This is a genomic window from Streptomyces sp. CBMA156 (assembly GCF_014596515.1).
Classification (GTDB): Bacteria; Actinomycetota; Actinomycetes; order Streptomycetales; family Streptomycetaceae; genus Kitasatospora.
Genome location: NZ_MSJQ01000432.1, coordinates 40,044 through 54,872, shown reverse-complemented (window position 1 = coordinate 54,872; position 14,829 = coordinate 40,044). Strand labels below are relative to the sequence as shown.

The following is a 14,829-nucleotide window of genomic DNA, read 5'->3' as shown; positions in this document are numbered from 1 at the left end:
CCGGGCCGCCTCCGGGCTCGGCCGCCGCCGGACACCGCGGGCGGCGGCCTGTACGGCCAGGTCCTCGCGCCGGGCCAGTAGGGCGCGTTCGGCCGGGCCGAGGCCGGCCGGCGGGTGGCCGGCGGCTCCGGGGTCAGTGGCTCCGGGGCTGGCCGTTCCGTGGCCGAGTGTCCCGGGGCCGGACGGGGCCCAGTCCGCCACGGCGGCCGCGGGGTCGCGGACGTAGTGCCGGCGCAGGGCGCTGTCCTCGCCGAGCGCGAGGACGAAACGGGCGCCGGGGGTGTCCTCCTGCCAGTGGAAGCCGGCCGGGACGCGGAAGTCGGCGAAGCCGTCGAGGGCGGCGAGTTCGCGCGGACCGTACTCGTCGATGACCCGCAGCGGGCCGTCGGGCGGGCGGACGGTCAGGCCGGGCGCGAGCAGGCCGAGGCGTTCGAGCACCTGCGGGTCGGCCGGGGCGGCGACGGCGGGCGGCAGGTACCAGGTGGAGGCGCTGGTGACCGTGTGCCGCACGGCCGGGTCGCGCAGGGCGGCGACGGTGTGGTGGTCCGTGACGGGGTCGAGGCCGGGGTAGCGGGCGCCGACGTAGTTGACCACGGGGTGGTCCGGCCCGTACACCTCCTCCAGCCGGTCCAGCAGCACGGGGAGATGGCGGTTGCCGAACCCGCCCCGTCGGTAGCCGAGTTCGCCGACGATGCCGACCTGCCAGAGCACCAGGTGCAGGCCCGGGTCGATGCGCCGGCCCCGGATCAGCAGGTCGGAGGCCTCGAAGGTCTGCATGCCAGGGGTGCTCGGGTCCACGCCGAGGTCGGCGCAGAGCACGTCCAGGGCGCTGATGCCGGGCCGCATCACGGCGCGGTGCCCCTCGCGCCGGGCGATCCGGACGGCGCGGTGGCTGGACAGGACGAAGATGCCCGGGTGTCCGTAGAAGACCGCCGCCACGCGCCGGCCGGCGCGGACGAAGTGCAGGACGGCCTCGGACATCTGGACGTATGTCAGGTAGCGGTCCTTGGCTTCGTCGTAGAGGACGCCGAGGTCGTAGGCGTCCGGCCGCCAGGCGTTGATGCGGACGACCGTGGCGGGGTCGGCCACGCAGTGGAAGACGTGGTCCGCCTCCCGGAGCAGGCGCTCGTCCGCCCGGGTGAAGCCGGCCGCCTCGATGCCGGAGCCGAGGACGGTCAACTCTCCCTTCCGGCCGGTGGATTGACCGCCCGGTGGCGGTCCGGCGGTGGCGATGGCGCGGGACAGTCCGGCCCAGCGGTCCTCGTGCTCGCGGCGGGAGGGGAAGTGCTCGAAGGGGCGGGTGTAGCGGTGCGCGGAGCGGCGGTCGGCCGCGAGGTCCGGGTCGGTCACGGCGGTCACTCGTCCCCTCGGGGCCGCGGGCGGAGGCGGGATCATGCTACCGAGCGGATCTCCGGCCGCCCAGAGGCCGGCCCAGAGGCCGGCCGGCAGACCGTCCCGGCGTCGGCCTGACAGTGCCGCATGGCACAGTTCGCCCCATGAACATCGCTACCACGTTGCACAGTTGGGACGAGTCCGTCGCCCTCTTCGAGCGCCGCGGCCTGCCCGTCTCCTCGTACGAGAACCTCTACGAGGAGGAGTACGACGTCCACTCCGGCGCCCTGTCGGTCGACGGCCACTTCGACCTCGACACCGCCGAGCTGGACGGCACCGGATACATCGTCGACGGCGACCTCACCGTCAGCGGCGCGGTCCTCAACATCGACGACGGCTGCCCCGCGCTGGTCGTCCTCGGCGACCTCAGGGCGGCCGCCGTCTACCTGGAGGGCGATGCCAAGCTCATCGTGCGCGGCAGCGTCCACGTGGAGGCCTTCGTCGGCAACATGACCGACAAGCTGGTCATGCTCCACGGCGACCTGCGTGCCGGGGTCACGGTGCTGTCCAGCGAGTTCGAGCCCGACCTGGTCGAGGGCACCCTGCACGGCCCGGTCCTGGTGCCCCCCTACCTCGCCGACGCCTACCCCGGGCCCGCGGGCGCCGGGATGCCCGCCGCCGAGGCGGTGCTGGTGCCCGAGGTCCTGCGGGCCGGAGCCGACGACTCGGACGGGCTGCGCAGCTTCAACACTCCCGGGGTCCACGGCGGCCGGCTGCTGAGCCGTATCGAGGCCGGTCTGCCCGTCACCCTGGCCGCCGGGCGCCGCTGACCCGGCCCGGGCAGCCGTCCCGGCGCCTGCCCCCGGGCGGATACTGCGGGCGACCACCCGCCCCCGTGGCGCAGACTGGGGGCCAGCACTTATAGATCAGAGGATGGTATTCATGACTGACCGGCCCTTGACACTCATGGCAGTGCACGCCCACCCCGACGACGAGGCCACCGGGACCGGGGGAGTCCTCGCCCGGTACGCGGCGGAGGGCATCCGTACGGTCCTCGTCACGTGTACGGACGGTCGTTGCGGCGACGGACCGGGCGGGGCCAAGCCGGGCGAACCCGGCCACGATCCGGCGGCCGTGGCCGCGATGCGCCGTCAGGAGCTCGAAGCCAGCTGCGAGGTGCTGAAGGTGAGCCACCTGGAGCTGCTGGACTACGCCGACTCCGGAATGATGGGCTGGGAGAGCAACGACGCGCCCGGTTCGTTCTGGCGCACGCCCGTGGCGGACGGCGCGGCCCGCCTCGCCGAACTCATGCGGCAGTACCAGCCCGACGTGGTCGTCACCTACGACGAGAACGGGTTCTACGGCCACCCCGACCACATCCAGGCGCACCGCATCACGATGGCGGCGCTGGAGCTGACCGGTGGGATGCCGAAGGTCTACTGGACGACGGCGCCGCACTCGGCGATGCGGCGGTTCGGCGAGGTCATGCGGGAGTTCGGCGCGGACTGGGAGGAGCCGGAGTCCGCGGAGGAGGGTTCCCCCGAGGCGGGCTCCGCAGACGCGGGCTCCGCGGCGGTGGACGCGATCCCGCCGATCGGACTGCCCGACGAGGAGGTCACCACCTGGGTGGACACCACCGAGTTCGGCGGCCTGAAGTTCGACGCCCTGGCGGCGCACGCCAGCCAGGGCGAGAACATCTTCTTCCTGAAGATGGGCAAGGAGCGGTTCACCGAACTGATGGGCGTGGAGACCTTCGTGCGGGTGAAGGACCCCACGGGGTCGGCCCTGCCGGAGAACGACCTCTTCGCCGGCCTGCGCTGAATCCCGGTGTGGTCCGTGCGAGTTCGCGCGGACCACACCGTCGGGTGGCGCTCACCCCGGTGTCCCTCAGCGGGTCCGCGCGCGGCCGGCGCCCGCCCGGCCGACCGGCGCCGTCGGCGCTTCCACCACGAGCTGGACGGGAGGGTCGAGCTGGACACACCCCTGCGCGTCGAACTCGAAGTCCATCTGGGTGCTCTGCGGCGGGGTCATCAGCACCGGAGCCCCGGACACCGGGACTCCCGTGTCGGGCGGCTGCACGGTGTCGTCGCCGTCCAGCAGCAGGTCGACGTCCACATCGATGTCCAGGACGTCGTGCACGTCCAGAACATCCAGAACGTCCCGGGCATCCAGGACGTCCGGGACGTCCACGGACAGGCTGCTCGCGTTCAGGGTTGTCACGGCGGTCACTCGTCCCCTCGGAGCCACGGGCGGAGGCGAGGCCATGCTACTGAACGGCCGTGCGGCCGAACAGGGTCCTGGCGGCCGGCCCGGGTCCTCCGGCCGGCCGCCCGCTCCTCCCGCGCCAGGGCTCAGCCCTTGACCGCGCCGACGGCGAGGCCGGAGGTGATCCTCCGCTGGACGATGAGGAAGAACACCACGACGGGCAGGGCGGTCAGCGTGGCACCCGCCATGAGGCCGCCGTAGTCGGTCCCGAAGCTGGTCTGGAAGGAGACCAGCCAGATGCTGACCGTCTGCTTGTCCGGGCTCGACAGCAGGACGTAGACGAGGACGTACTCGTTCCACGCCTGGACGAGCGCGAAGACGGAGGTGGCGACGATGCCGGGCGCGAGCAGGGGGAGCACGACCCGGCGGAACGCGCCGAGGCGACCGCAGCCGTCGACCATGGCCGCCTCCTCCAGTTCGACGGGGATCCCGACGATGAAGCCGCGCAGCATCCACACGGTGAACGGGAGAGTGAACACCAGGTAGGTGAGGATCACCCCGCTGAGGCTGTCCGTCATGTCGACGTCGTTCAGCAGCAGGTAGACCGGGATGATCAGAGCCGTCAGCGGGACCATCTGGACGATGAGGATCACCACGGCGAAGGCCTTGCGGCCCGCGAAGCGGAAGCGGGCGAGCGCGAAGGCGGCGAGCACGCCGACGACCAGCGACACCAGGACGGTGCCGAGGCCGATGACCACACTGGAGCGGACGTTGGCCCAGAACGTCTCGGAGCCCAGTGCCCTGGAGAAGTTGCCGAGCGTGGGCCGGCCCGGCCAGAACTGCGGTGGCAGCCTCAGGATCTCGGTGGCGGGCCGGAACGCGGTGAGCACCATCCAGTAGACCGGGAACCCGACCACCGCGGCGACGAGCAGCCCGAGCAGGTCGTGGCCCAGCGACCGCTTGCGTCTCATTCGACCTCTCCCGTCCTGAGCATCTGACGCAGGTACACGACCGATCCGGCGAGCAGCAGCACGACCGTCACGAGCGCGATCGCCGCCCCGGTGCTGTACCGGTTCACGGCGAACGACTCGATGAAGGAGTAGACGCCCAGCAGGTAGTACTCGCGCTCGGGCTGGCCGCCGCGCATGATCCAGATCTGGTTGAAGGTGCCGAAGTTCCAGATGGCCATCAGCGTCGTGACCATGAGCAGCACCGGCCTGATCGAGGGCAGGGTGATGTGCCGGAGGACCTGGGACGACCGGGCGCCGTCGAGCACCGCGGACTCCTCCAGTTCGGGCGGCACCTGCGCCAGTGCGGCCCGCAGGGTGATGGCGGCGAACGGCAGCGAGCCCCACACCACGACGGCGACGATGACGGCGAAGCCCTGCAAGGGATCGGTGAACCAGTTGTGCCGGGCCAGGTCGACCCCGGGCAGCCGGGAGAGCAGCCAGTTCACCACCCCGTAGTCGGCGTCGAAGAGCCAGCGGAAGATCGCCCCGGCGACCATGACCGGCATCGCCCACACGGTGACCAGCACGCCGGAGATGACGGCGCGCACCCACGGGGAGACGCGGTGCATCAGCAGCGCGGTCGCCGTCCCGCAGACCACGGTGAGGACGACGGACACCGCGGTGAAGAGCACGGTGCGGAGCACCACCGTCCAGAAGAAGCCGTCGCCGAGGATCCGGCGGAACTGGTCCAGCCCGGCCCAGGGCGGTGCCGAACCGTTGAACAGCTGCTCGCGGGTCATGTCCTGGAAGGCGAGGACGACCATGTCCACGAGCGGGTAGCCCAGCACCAGGACGAGCGCGACGACGGCCGGGGCCATCAGCAGGTACGGCAGCAGCGTCGGAGGACGCCGCCGCCGGACCCGGTCAGCGCTCATTGATCACTTCGTCGATCCGCCGGTCGGCCTCCCGCGCGGCGTCCTGGACCGACGCCTTGCCGTTCGCGATCCGTTCGAGCATCTCGGGCAGGACGTTGGACTTCTCCGCCGACGTCCAGCCGGGGGCGAACGGGGTCATCCAGCCTCCGGTCGCCGCGGCCTGGGCGGACGGACCGTTGATGCCGCCGGCGGCGACCTCGGCCAGCTGGGTGGTGTTGTTGGGCAGGGTGTTCGCGGCGATCAGCGTCTTCTGCGACTCCCGGTCGGTGAACAGCTTGATCCAGTCGGCGGCCAGCTCCTTGCGCGTCGACTTGGCCGGCACGGCCAGGGTGGAGCCGCCGAGGAACGGCGGCAGGAGCTTCCCGGACGGGCCGGGGAAGGGGAAGGTGGCGAACTTGCCCTTCAGCTTCGGGTCCCCGCCGGAGCGTTCGTCGGCGGCGGCGTCGGCCTCCCAGGTGTTGCCGTAGAACACGCCCACGTGGCCCTGGCCGACGACGCCGGGCTGGTCGCCGTTGTCCTTCGCGCGGTCGCCGACGTAGTAGGTGTCGATCAGCCGCTTCCACTCGGTGAGCCCGGCGACGGACTTCGGCGAGGACAACGAGGCCTTCCAGTGGTCGCCCTCCTTCACGGCGATCTCGCCGCCGGCGTCCTTCACGAAGGCCATCGCCGCGTTCCAGTAGCGGCCGGGCAGGTAGAGGGCGGAGAAGTTCGGGTCCTCGGGGCCGTAGGCGGCCTTGAGGCGGTCGAACGCGGAGAGGAGCTCGGGGTAAGTCTTCGGTGCGTCGGGCACGCCGGCGCGGGCGAAGTAGTCGGTGCGGTAGACGCCGACCCTGGCCCCGACGTAGTAGGGCACGCAGTAGGTCTTGCCCTTGTCGCGGCACGCGTCGGCGAGCGCCGGGAGCCAGGCGTCCGACTGGTCGAAGCGGGCCGGGTCGACCGTGGCGAAGGCCCCGTTGACGATGTAGTTGGTGGTCTCGCTGTTGCCCATCTCCACCACGTCGGGCACGTTCTTCCCGGCGAGGACGGCATCCAGCTTCTGGTTCTTCGTCGGCCACTGCTGGTACTGGACCTCGACCTTGACCCCGGGGTGGGCCTTGGTGAAGCGGTCATTAGTGGACTGGACCAATTCCGGCCAACTCTCCTGGGCGTCGACGGCCAGCCACACCGTCAGTTTGCCGCCGCCCTCCGATCCGCCGCCCGAGCCGGAGCTGCACCCGGCCGCGGCCAGGGACAGGAACAACGTGAGGACCAAGGGGCGGTAGCGCATGCGAATGGCCACGGAATCTCCAAGTTCACTGTGGGGGTGTCTTTCTGACTACCCATCGGCTTCACGGTCCGAGCGGCTGCGCGGACATTCGGCCGGAAGGCGATGTCCGGCGCCCGCGGAGGCCGCCGCGCCGCGGACGCTCCCGGGTGGCGGCCGAAGGCCGGGCTTCGCGTCGTCCGGACAGCCGAACGGGGTCAGCCGGGAGGCCCAGCCTGACGCGCGCCCACGGTGCCTGCCTGGTGGGCTGGGCGGGGGAGTCCGCCACCCGACCGGCCTCCCGGACCACACGGAGGAGGAACCGGTGCCGGACCCGACGACGACGTACACCGACCTGAGCGCCCTGGTGATCAACTGCACCCTCAAGCGCTCCCCGGAACGCAGCCACACCCAGGGCCTGATCGACGTCAGCACCGGCATCCTGGAGCGCCAGGGCGTCCAGGTCGCGGTGCTGCGCGCCGTCGACCTGGACATCGCCACCGGCGTGTGGCCGGACATGACCGAGCACGGCTGGGAGACCGACGACTGGCCGGTGATCTACTCCCAGGTGATGGCGGCCGACATCCTCACCCTCGCGGGCCCGGTCTGGCTGGGCGACAACTCCTCCGTCATGAAGAAGGTCATCGAGCGCCTGTACGCCTGCTCGTCGATCCTCAACTCCGAGGGCCAGTACGCCTATTACGGGCGGGTCGGAGGTTGTCTGATCACCGGGAACGAGGACGGTGCCAAGCACTGCGCGATGAACGTGCTTTACAGCCTCCAGCACCTCGGGTACACCGTCCCGCCGCAGGCCGACGCGGGCTGGGTCGGCGAGGCGGGGCCTGGGCCGTCCTACCTCGACCCCGGATCGGGCGGTCCGGAGAACGACTTCACCAACCGCAACGCCACCTTCATGACCTGGAACCAGCTCCACCTGGCCCGGATGCTGAAGGACGCCGGCGGCATCCCGGCCTACGGCAACCAGCGCTCCGAGTGGGACGCGGGCTGCCGCTTCGACTTCGAGAACCCCGAACACCGCTGAGCCGCACCCGGAATCCCCGGCGGCCCCCTGAAGCGGAGTTCCTGCACGGGCCGGCCCTCGAAGAGGATTTCGTTGCGGAGCCCATGTCCGTCGATATCGCCGCAACCCTGCGCCCTTGTCAGAGCCGGGTGGTACCAATGGGCCGCATGGACACAGAGCACGCGGACCCCCGCGATCTTGCCGCGATTCGAGCAGCCGTCGACGCCGACGATGCCCGGGCGTCGGCGCTGGGCTGGGAGGCCGTGGGTGCCTTCGAGGCGGAGCACGGCGTGGTCCTGCCCGAGCCGTACCGGACGTTCGTCGCCGAGATCGCGGACGGCTCGCGCTCCGGGCCGCCGGACTTCGGGCTCGTGGGACTGGCGGAGATGCCCGGGGACTGGGGTGACGGCCGGCCGGAGCGCCACCTGAGCAGGCCCTTCCCGCTGACGTCGAGGTGGTTGTGGGAGGACGATCCCAGGCCATCCGAGGAGATCGACCCGATCCTCGAACAGGTCTTCAGCCACGGATCGATCGTGTTGGGTACCGACGGCTGCGGGATGTACTGGCACCTCATCGTCACGGGTCCGCACCGGGGGCACGTGTGGAACATCAGTGGGGAAGGCGCGGTTCCCTTCGGCTCGGAGTTCGGTTTCACCACGGCGGAGTCGGGCTTCGGGGGCTGGGTGAAACACTGGTCCGCCGACAAGCCGTGGTTCGACGCGTGAGTGAGGGCTGTGCGGCTCCCGCTCGATCCGGGCGGGGGTCAGTCGTCGATGCCGAAGTACCGGCCGAGGTAGTCGATGATCTCGACGGCGTGCGGCAGGAGTTCGGGCAGCTCGGTGGCGAGCACCTGCCGGGTGGCGGCGGACAGCGCGCCGGTGCTGGTGGCGGCCGGGCGGACGTACGGTTCGAGGCGGCGGATCAGTTCGTAGTTGCTGTCGATGTCCCGGCTGACGAAGGTGGCCTGGTGCAGGACCCGCCAGCGTTCCGAGGGGCCGCCAGGGCTCGAACCCTGAACTCACGGATGGAAAGAGCAATGCGGACCGTGATCCGACGGGGTGGGGCGTGCTGCTGATGACGCCCGGCGACGCGTGCGCGACCGCGTCGGCGACGGGCGCCGAGGAACCGAGGAGGAGCCGGTCCGTTCCGGGGCCTTGCCGTCAGTCCTCGTCCGCAGGGGCCGGGTTCGGAGTCCCCAGCAGCCGGGCCAGTCGGCCCTGGCCCGCCACCACATACCCGATGCCGATCCCGAGCGTGATGGCCGTGAACATCACGATGAGCCAGCTGAGCAGGGTGAACACCAGACCGAGCGGGCCGAACTGCGTCACGCTGCGGTTCAGCGAGCGGGGGATGTAGAGCCGCGATCCCCAGGCGAGCGCCGTCAGCGCGGCACTGGTCAGCACGGCCCCGGGGAGCAGGGGAAGCCAGGGGACCCGGCCACCGAGTAGGAGGTGCTGCGTCCACCACCAGAGAAGAGTGGCCGTGACGAGGTAGAGGATGACCCCGAGGCCGTCCCCCACCCCGAATCCGGTCCGGACCTGCCCCTGGACGGTCAGAGCGGCGATCCACACCAGCAGCCAGGCGAGCCATCGCCACGCCGCCAGGCGCCCTGCCAGATGGGGAAGGTGCCAGCTCCGTTCGCACAGACGCTGCAGGACACGGCTGCAACTCGTGGCCGAGAGCAGGGTCACCACGATTCCGACGACGCCGAAGGCATCGGTGGCGGTGTTCTGGCCGGTCTGGAGCACCTGTCTGATCTCGTCGATCGAGGCACCGTGGAGCCCCAGGACGGTACGAAGGGAATCCGAGACGCTTCTGCGCACCTCCTGCGGCATGAAGGCGGCCAGGACGAACAGCACCGGGAGGGCGGTCAGGAACACTTGCGCCGCGAGACGGGTGGCGGTGTCCAGCACATGGATGTGGATCAGCTGCGCCGCGAACCGGCGGGGGAACGGGGCGTCGCGCAGCGTCGCCGTCCGCCCCCGCAACCAGGCGGATCTGGCACGGATCCAGTGAGCGCGGCTGGGCTGACCACGCTGTTCCGCCACTCCGTCCTCCCTCCGACGTCGGCACTCCGTCCGCCGCTGCGGTCCGTCGCCGGCGCGGGCACCCCGGATTCCGTCCAAGCCTGGGCGACGGGATGGTGTGCGGCATCTCGGGAGGACCGCCGTTCGGCGCAACGGACGGAGGGCCGGGCCGGGCCGGCGGGACGGTCCGGTCGCGGGAGCGCACACCGGTCGCGGCCGCTCGGGAGCGCGCGGCCCGTCGGCCTCGCCTCGTCCGGACGGACCACCCCGGGGTGCCGGTGGCCGGGCTCTACGGGGCAATGGTGGTCAGCGGTGCCACGGCCGCGCGGAGAGCTGGGAGATCCGATGACCGAGCCACCGGGTCCTCCGTCCGCGCGGGGGACGGGCGAGGCGGGGAACGGCGGCTCGCCCTCAGGGACCAGGCGCCCCGCCAGGGCCGGGCGGATCATCGCGAGCACAGCCTCGGCCGTGCTGATCACACTGACCTGCATCCTCGTGCCGGTGTCGCTGCTCACCGTCTGGGTGCACGACATCGCGCTGGACACCGACCGGTACGTCGCCACGGTCGCTCCGCTGGCGACCGACCCCGCCGTTCAGGACGCCGCGGTCAACCGGCTCACCCAGGCGGTGGACGTGAAGGTGGACGGCCCGGCGGTCGCGTCCGACCTGGCCGCCTGGCTTCAGTCGCAGGGTCTGCCGCCCAGGGCCGCCTCCGCGGTCAAGGCACTCGGGCCGAAACTGGACGACGCCGTCGGTCAGGTGGTCACCAAGGCCGCGACGGAGGTCGTGCGCAGCGACGCGTTCGCGACGGTGTGGACGCAGGCCAACCGTTTCGCCCACGCGGCCGTGGTTCACGCCCTCACCGGTCACGGCCGGGGTGCGGTCGGCGTCACCGACGGCACGGTCACCCTCGACATCGGGACGGCCGTCGACCGGCTGAGGGACGAGCTGGTGGCGGCGGGGGTGTCCCCGGCCGCGAGGATCCCGGACGTGAACAAGCAGATGGTGCTCTTCCAGTCCGACGAGCTGGCCGAGATCCGCGGTGCCGCGCACGCGCTCGACGTGGTCGGCAACTGGGTCCCCGTCCTCACCGTGCTGCTCGGCGCGATCGGCGTCCTGCTGGCGCGGCGCAAGCGCCGGGCCCTGGTGACCACCGCCCTCGGTGCGGCCGGCGCCTGCCTGCTGGTGGCCATCGCCCTGGTGATCGCCCGGCACTACTACCTCGACCATCTGTCGTCGGCCGTGCAGTCTCCGGCCGCGGCTGCGGCGATCTTCGACACGCTGCTCCGCTTCCTGCGGGTCAGCCTGCGCACCGCGATCGTCCTGGGCGTGCTCGTGGCGCTCGGCGCCTACCTCTCCGGCACGGGACGGTTCCCCCGCGCCGTCCGCGGGCGGGCGGACGGCGTCGCCGACTCCGCCGCGCGCTGGGGCGACGCGCACGGGGTGCGCACCGGACGGGCCGGCACCTGGACCGAGGCCCACCGCCGCTGGTTCGTCCTCGCGGCGGTGCTGGTCCTGGCCCTGGTGTTCGCCCTGTGGAACCACCCGACCGTGCTGACCGTACTGCTGCTCGTCCTGGTGCTCCTCGCGGTGCTCGTCGTCGTGGCGCTGCTCGCCGCGTCCGGACGGGTGGGTGGCAGGCGGGGGGCCGGTGAGTGAGGCCGGGTGGGCCGGTGCGGCGGCGGCCGGTGCCACTGCCGCAGACATGCTCAAGGACGCCGGCGGCATCCCGGGGTGCGGCAGCCGGCGCTCCGCGTGGGGCGCCGGCTGCCGCTTCGACTTCGAGGACCCCGAGCGCCGCTGAACCGGAAACGGTTACCCGCCGGTGTGCTCACGGGGTGGCAGCTCGTACAGTCCGGTGCCGCCGTGTGCTCCGGTGGCGACGTTGACCACGCCGACGTTGGCTTCCAGGCGGGTGCCGCGGGCCATGATGCCGGCGAAGCCGCGTGCCATGGTGAATACGCCCCAGACCGTCAGCCATGGCTGCAACGTGCCGTCTTCGTCCGGGAACAGTTCGGTGACCGGGCGGATCCGGCGTTGCAGTATGGAGGGCCTGTCGAGCGCGGCGGCGTCGAGGTGCGCGGCCCAGCTCGCCTCGGTCACGTCCTCGCCGAGGACCACACCGCTGCCGCCGTGCAGGACCGTCGGCTTGAGGACGAGGTCGTGCCGGTTGGCCCGGGCGTAGTCGAGCAGGTCCACCGTCCGTCCGCTCTCCAGCGTCACCGTGCCGGGCCGGACGGTCCGGGTCCAGGGCAGGATGCGGTCGAACGCCGCCAGCTCCCCGGCGCTGAACAGGTGCCGGTTGTTCTCGTCCGAGAGCATCGCGAGGGTGGCCTTGCTGGCGTAGAGCTCCGCGTCCAGCGGGACGAACAGCTTCACCTGGCCGGCCGCGGCGGCGCGGACGACCCGGTCCATCAGCGCCGGGGCTTCGGGGGATTCGAGCAGGTCCTCGGCGAGGAAGATCCGGTGGATGACGTCCACGGCCCGGTCGCCGAGCCAGACCCGGCCGTCGCGGTAGTCGAGCTGGCCGATGTGGCAGGGGTGCGCGTCGGCGCCCAGGACCTGGAGATGGGCGCAGAACTCCTTCAGGAAGGCGCCCCAGCCGCTCAGGTAGCTGCTCGGCCAGTCGGCGACCGCGATGACCGGCCGGGCCTCCGGGTCGAACCCGGTGGCGGCGTACATGGTGTGCAGCAGTTCCCTGGCGGTGTCGGCGAAGCCGAGGCCGTGCCGGGCGGCGAAGTCGGCGAGGAGCGGGTGTTCCAGCAGGGCCTGGGCCATCACGCCGTTGTCCATGCCGCCGAGTGAGCTGGTCACGTTGACTTCGACGACCTTGAATCCGCTGTCGTCGACGCACAGGTCCGTACGGGCCATGCGGGTCGCGGCGGCGCCCTGGCTGCGCAGGATCACCTCGATCTGGGTGTCGGTCATGCCGACGGCCCGGGCGAACGCGCCGAGGTCGCCGTCGAAGAGCCGGTCGGGCAGGCTGAACAGCGCGGTGCGGAGCGTTTCCAGGTCCTCCATCAGCTGCTCGTGCTCTTCGTGGCCGAGGAAGAGCGGACGGGGCAGGAAGCGGTTCCGGTAGTAGGTGGTCAGCAGGGTGTCCTGCGGTGCACGACCGAGCAGTTCGGCTGCGGTGGGCGTGCTTTCGCGCAGTTCGGCCAGATACCGCTCGGTCAGGGTGGGGCGGTCCATGGAAGTCCTCTCAGGGGGCGCGTGGGCGGTCGTGGCGGGAGTGTTCAGCCGCGCGCCGACGCCGCGAGGCGGGTGGCGACCAGGGCGGCCAGGGCTGCCAGGTCGGGCTGGCGCATGACCTCCGCGGCCTTGACCCGGATCGGGTAGGTGCTTTCGATCAGTGCGAGCAAGCGCGCGACGGCCAGCGAAGTCCCCCCGGATTCGGCGAAGTTGTCGGTGACCGTGAGGTCGGGCTGGTCGAGCAGCCGGCGGCAGGCCGCGAGCAGGAACGCTTCGGTGTCCTCGGCCCGCGGGGTCTGCCGGGTCGGCGCCGCCCCGGGTGCGGTGGACGCCCCGGGTGCGGTGGACGCCGCGGGGGCGGCCTGCCGGGTGAGCAGTGCGCGGTCGACCTTGCCGTTGGCGTTCAGCGGGAAGGCGTCGACGAAGCGGACCACGGCGGGCACCGCCTGCTTCAGCACCCGGGCGCGGGCGGCGGCCAGCACGGCGTCCTCGTCGGCCCGCGCCCCTTCGGCGAGCAGGAGGAAGGCGGCCAGCCGCAGACCGCCGCCGGTGCCCTGGTACGGGACCACGACGGCGTGCCGGACCGAGTCGTGGGTCTCCAGGGCGGCCTCGACCTCGGCCGGTTCGATCCGCGCGCCGCTGATCTTCACCTGGTCGTCCATCCGGCCGAGGAATTCCAGCGTTCCGTCGGCGCGCATCACCGCCTTGTCGCCGGTCCGGTAGACGCGGTCCACGTACGGTTGGCCCGCGGGGGCCGGCACGAAGCGTTCGGCGGTCCGCTGCGGGTCCACGTAGCCGAGCGCCAGGCCCGCACCGCCGATCCGGACCTCTCCGGCACGTCCTCGGGGCAGGATCCGGCCGTCCTCGTCGGTGATGAGGACGGTGTAGCCGGTCAGCGGCTGTCCGATCGGCACGACGGCGGCCGGGTCGTCGCTCCGGGGACGCACGCGGTGGGTGGTGGTGAGGACGCAGGCCTCGGCGGGACCGTACACGTTGTGCACGACCGCCGCGCACTGCTCGGGCGGCCGCACCCGCATCCGGTCGCCGCCCACCAGGAGGTGGCGCAGGGCCAGGCCGGTGGGCCACGGCTGGGTGAAGGCGAGTTCGGCGAGCGGGGTCGGCAGCAGGCAGTGGGTGAGGCCCGACTCCCGCCACCACTGGAACAGTTCGGCCATCGAGCCGCGGGCGTCCTCGGGCGCGACGTGCAGGGTGGCGCCCGACGACAACGCCTCCCACAGCTCCTTGAGGTGCGCGTCGAAGGTGGTGCCGACGAAGAGGCCCACCCGGGACTCGGGGCCGATCTCCAGCCGGTCGCAGGTCCAGCGGACCAGGTTGGCGATCGCGTCCTGCGGCAGCAGTGCGATCTTGGGCTTGCCGGTGCTGCCCGAGGTGGTGACGGCGCAGAAGGCATCGCTGGGCGCACCCTTGGCCCGTCCGCCGCGACGAGCCACCGTGAGCCCGTCCACCGCGTCGTCCGGCGCGACGGTCCAGCCGGGTGGCGGCGGCGTCGTGCCGTCGGTGAGCAGGCAGTTGATGCCGGCGTCCCCGGTGATCGACTCCACCCGCGCGGCCCCCGGCCGCGCGCCGAGGGAGAGGTAGACCGCGCCGATCCTGGCCAGCGCGACCGCCGCGGCCACCAGCGGCGCGGAGCGTTCCAGGCAGACTCCCACCAGCTCGCCGCGGGTGACCCGGCCGCCGAGGGCCCGCACGATCCGGGCGGCGGCCTGGTCGAGCTCGCGGTAGCTCCAGGTGGTGGTGCCGTCCACGACGGCCGGGGCGTCGGGCTGCTTGGCCAGCCAGCTGTCGAACCACTCGAGTGGTCCCGCCCCCGGTGCGGGGGCGGGCGCGGGCTCACCTCCCCAGGCGATGCCGGGCAGCTGATGGGCGGTCGGTTCGTGGGAGGTCATCCGGGCTCCTCGGTTCG

General features: G+C 72.1%; 15 protein-coding genes. 7 read left to right on the top strand and 8 right to left on the bottom strand.

Going from position 1 to position 14,829, the window contains the following annotated elements; all coding sequences use genetic code 11:
* Window positions 1-1,359, bottom strand: a 1,359-nt coding sequence (locus BU198_RS38960) for an SAM-dependent methyltransferase (protein WP_317620504.1), incomplete at its 3' end; no start/stop codon positions are given.
* 137 nt (window positions 1,360-1,496) lie between these two features.
* On the opposite strand from BU198_RS38960, the gene BU198_RS38955 reads away from it, so the two are divergent.
* Window positions 1,497-2,162 (top strand): hypothetical protein, encoded by a 666-nt coding sequence (locus BU198_RS38955; protein ID WP_188301457.1) that lies wholly within the window; start codon window positions 1,497-1,499, stop codon window positions 2,160-2,162.
* 112 nt (window positions 2,163-2,274) lie between these two features.
* Entirely contained in the window at window positions 2,275-3,153 is an 879-nt protein-coding gene (locus BU198_RS38950; protein WP_188301456.1) for a PIG-L family deacetylase, read from the top strand.
* A 66-nt stretch (window positions 3,154-3,219) separates the two neighbouring features.
* Here the strand turns inward: BU198_RS38950 and BU198_RS38945 are convergent, their stop codons facing one another.
* From BU198_RS38945 to BU198_RS38930, 4 genes are all read right to left on the bottom strand, one after another.
* Window positions 3,220-3,561 carry a hypothetical protein gene (locus tag BU198_RS38945; protein WP_188301455.1) on the bottom strand — a complete coding sequence of 114 codons (342 nt, stop codon included), beginning with the start codon at window positions 3,559-3,561 and terminating at the stop codon, window positions 3,220-3,222.
* Between the two features lie 122 nt (window positions 3,562-3,683).
* Window positions 3,684-4,508, bottom strand: a complete 825-nt coding sequence (locus BU198_RS38940) for a carbohydrate ABC transporter permease (protein WP_188301454.1) — start codon at window positions 4,506-4,508, stop codon at window positions 3,684-3,686.
* Window positions 4,505-5,422, bottom strand: coding sequence for a carbohydrate ABC transporter permease (locus BU198_RS38935; RefSeq protein ID WP_188301453.1), 918 nt, complete (start codon window positions 5,420-5,422; stop codon window positions 4,505-4,507). Before BU198_RS38935 ends, BU198_RS38940 begins: the two co-directional genes overlap by 4 nt.
* Window positions 5,412-6,701 carry an extracellular solute-binding protein gene (locus tag BU198_RS38930; RefSeq protein WP_317620503.1) on the bottom strand — a complete coding sequence of 430 codons (1,290 nt, stop codon included), beginning with the start codon at window positions 6,699-6,701 and terminating at the stop codon, window positions 5,412-5,414. The genes BU198_RS38935 and BU198_RS38930 overlap by 11 nt, the downstream gene beginning before the upstream one ends.
* Window positions 6,702-6,990: 289 nt before the next feature.
* On the opposite strand from BU198_RS38930, the gene BU198_RS38925 reads away from it, so the two are divergent.
* From BU198_RS38925 to BU198_RS43595, 3 genes are all read left to right on the top strand, one after another.
* Window positions 6,991-7,707 (top strand): flavodoxin family protein, encoded by a 717-nt coding sequence (locus BU198_RS38925; RefSeq protein ID WP_188301452.1) that lies wholly within the window; start codon window positions 6,991-6,993, stop codon window positions 7,705-7,707.
* A 146-nt stretch (window positions 7,708-7,853) separates the two neighbouring features.
* Window positions 7,854-8,411 carry an SMI1/KNR4 family protein gene (locus tag BU198_RS38920; RefSeq protein ID WP_188301461.1) on the top strand — a complete coding sequence of 186 codons (558 nt, stop codon included), beginning with the start codon at window positions 7,854-7,856 and terminating at the stop codon, window positions 8,409-8,411.
* Window positions 8,412-8,486: 75 nt separating this feature from the next.
* On the top strand, window positions 8,487-8,618 hold the full coding sequence (locus BU198_RS43595) for a hypothetical protein (RefSeq protein ID WP_262987107.1): 132 nt from the start codon (window positions 8,487-8,489) through the stop codon (window positions 8,616-8,618).
* Window positions 8,619-8,846: 228 nt separating this feature from the next.
* On the opposite strand, the gene BU198_RS38915 is transcribed toward BU198_RS43595, so the two are convergent.
* The gene (locus BU198_RS38915) at window positions 8,847-9,674 is read right to left on the bottom strand and encodes a YhjD/YihY/BrkB family envelope integrity protein (protein ID WP_223245526.1); all 828 of its coding nucleotides are present in this window, start codon (window positions 9,672-9,674) and stop codon (window positions 8,847-8,849) included.
* A gap of 507 nt (window positions 9,675-10,181) precedes the next feature.
* Between BU198_RS38915 and BU198_RS38910 the strand changes: the two genes are divergently transcribed.
* On the top strand, window positions 10,182-11,372 hold the full coding sequence (locus BU198_RS38910; protein WP_317620502.1) for a hypothetical protein: 1,191 nt from the start codon (window positions 10,182-10,184) through the stop codon (window positions 11,370-11,372).
* A complete protein-coding gene (locus BU198_RS38905; protein ID WP_188301451.1) occupies window positions 11,365-11,517 on the top strand; it encodes a hypothetical protein in 153 nt (50 codons plus the stop codon). The genes BU198_RS38910 and BU198_RS38905 overlap by 8 nt, the downstream gene beginning before the upstream one ends.
* Window positions 11,518-11,528: 11 nt before the next feature.
* Here the strand turns inward: BU198_RS38905 and BU198_RS38900 are convergent, their stop codons facing one another.
* Both BU198_RS38900 and BU198_RS38895 read right to left on the bottom strand, forming a co-directional pair.
* Window positions 11,529-12,905 (bottom strand): hypothetical protein, encoded by a 1,377-nt coding sequence (locus BU198_RS38900; RefSeq protein WP_188301450.1) that lies wholly within the window; start codon window positions 12,903-12,905, stop codon window positions 11,529-11,531.
* Between the two features lie 44 nt (window positions 12,906-12,949).
* Window positions 12,950-14,812, bottom strand: a complete 1,863-nt coding sequence (locus tag BU198_RS38895) for a non-ribosomal peptide synthetase (protein WP_188301449.1) — start codon at window positions 14,810-14,812, stop codon at window positions 12,950-12,952.
* Between the last annotated feature and the right edge of the window lie 17 nt (window positions 14,813-14,829).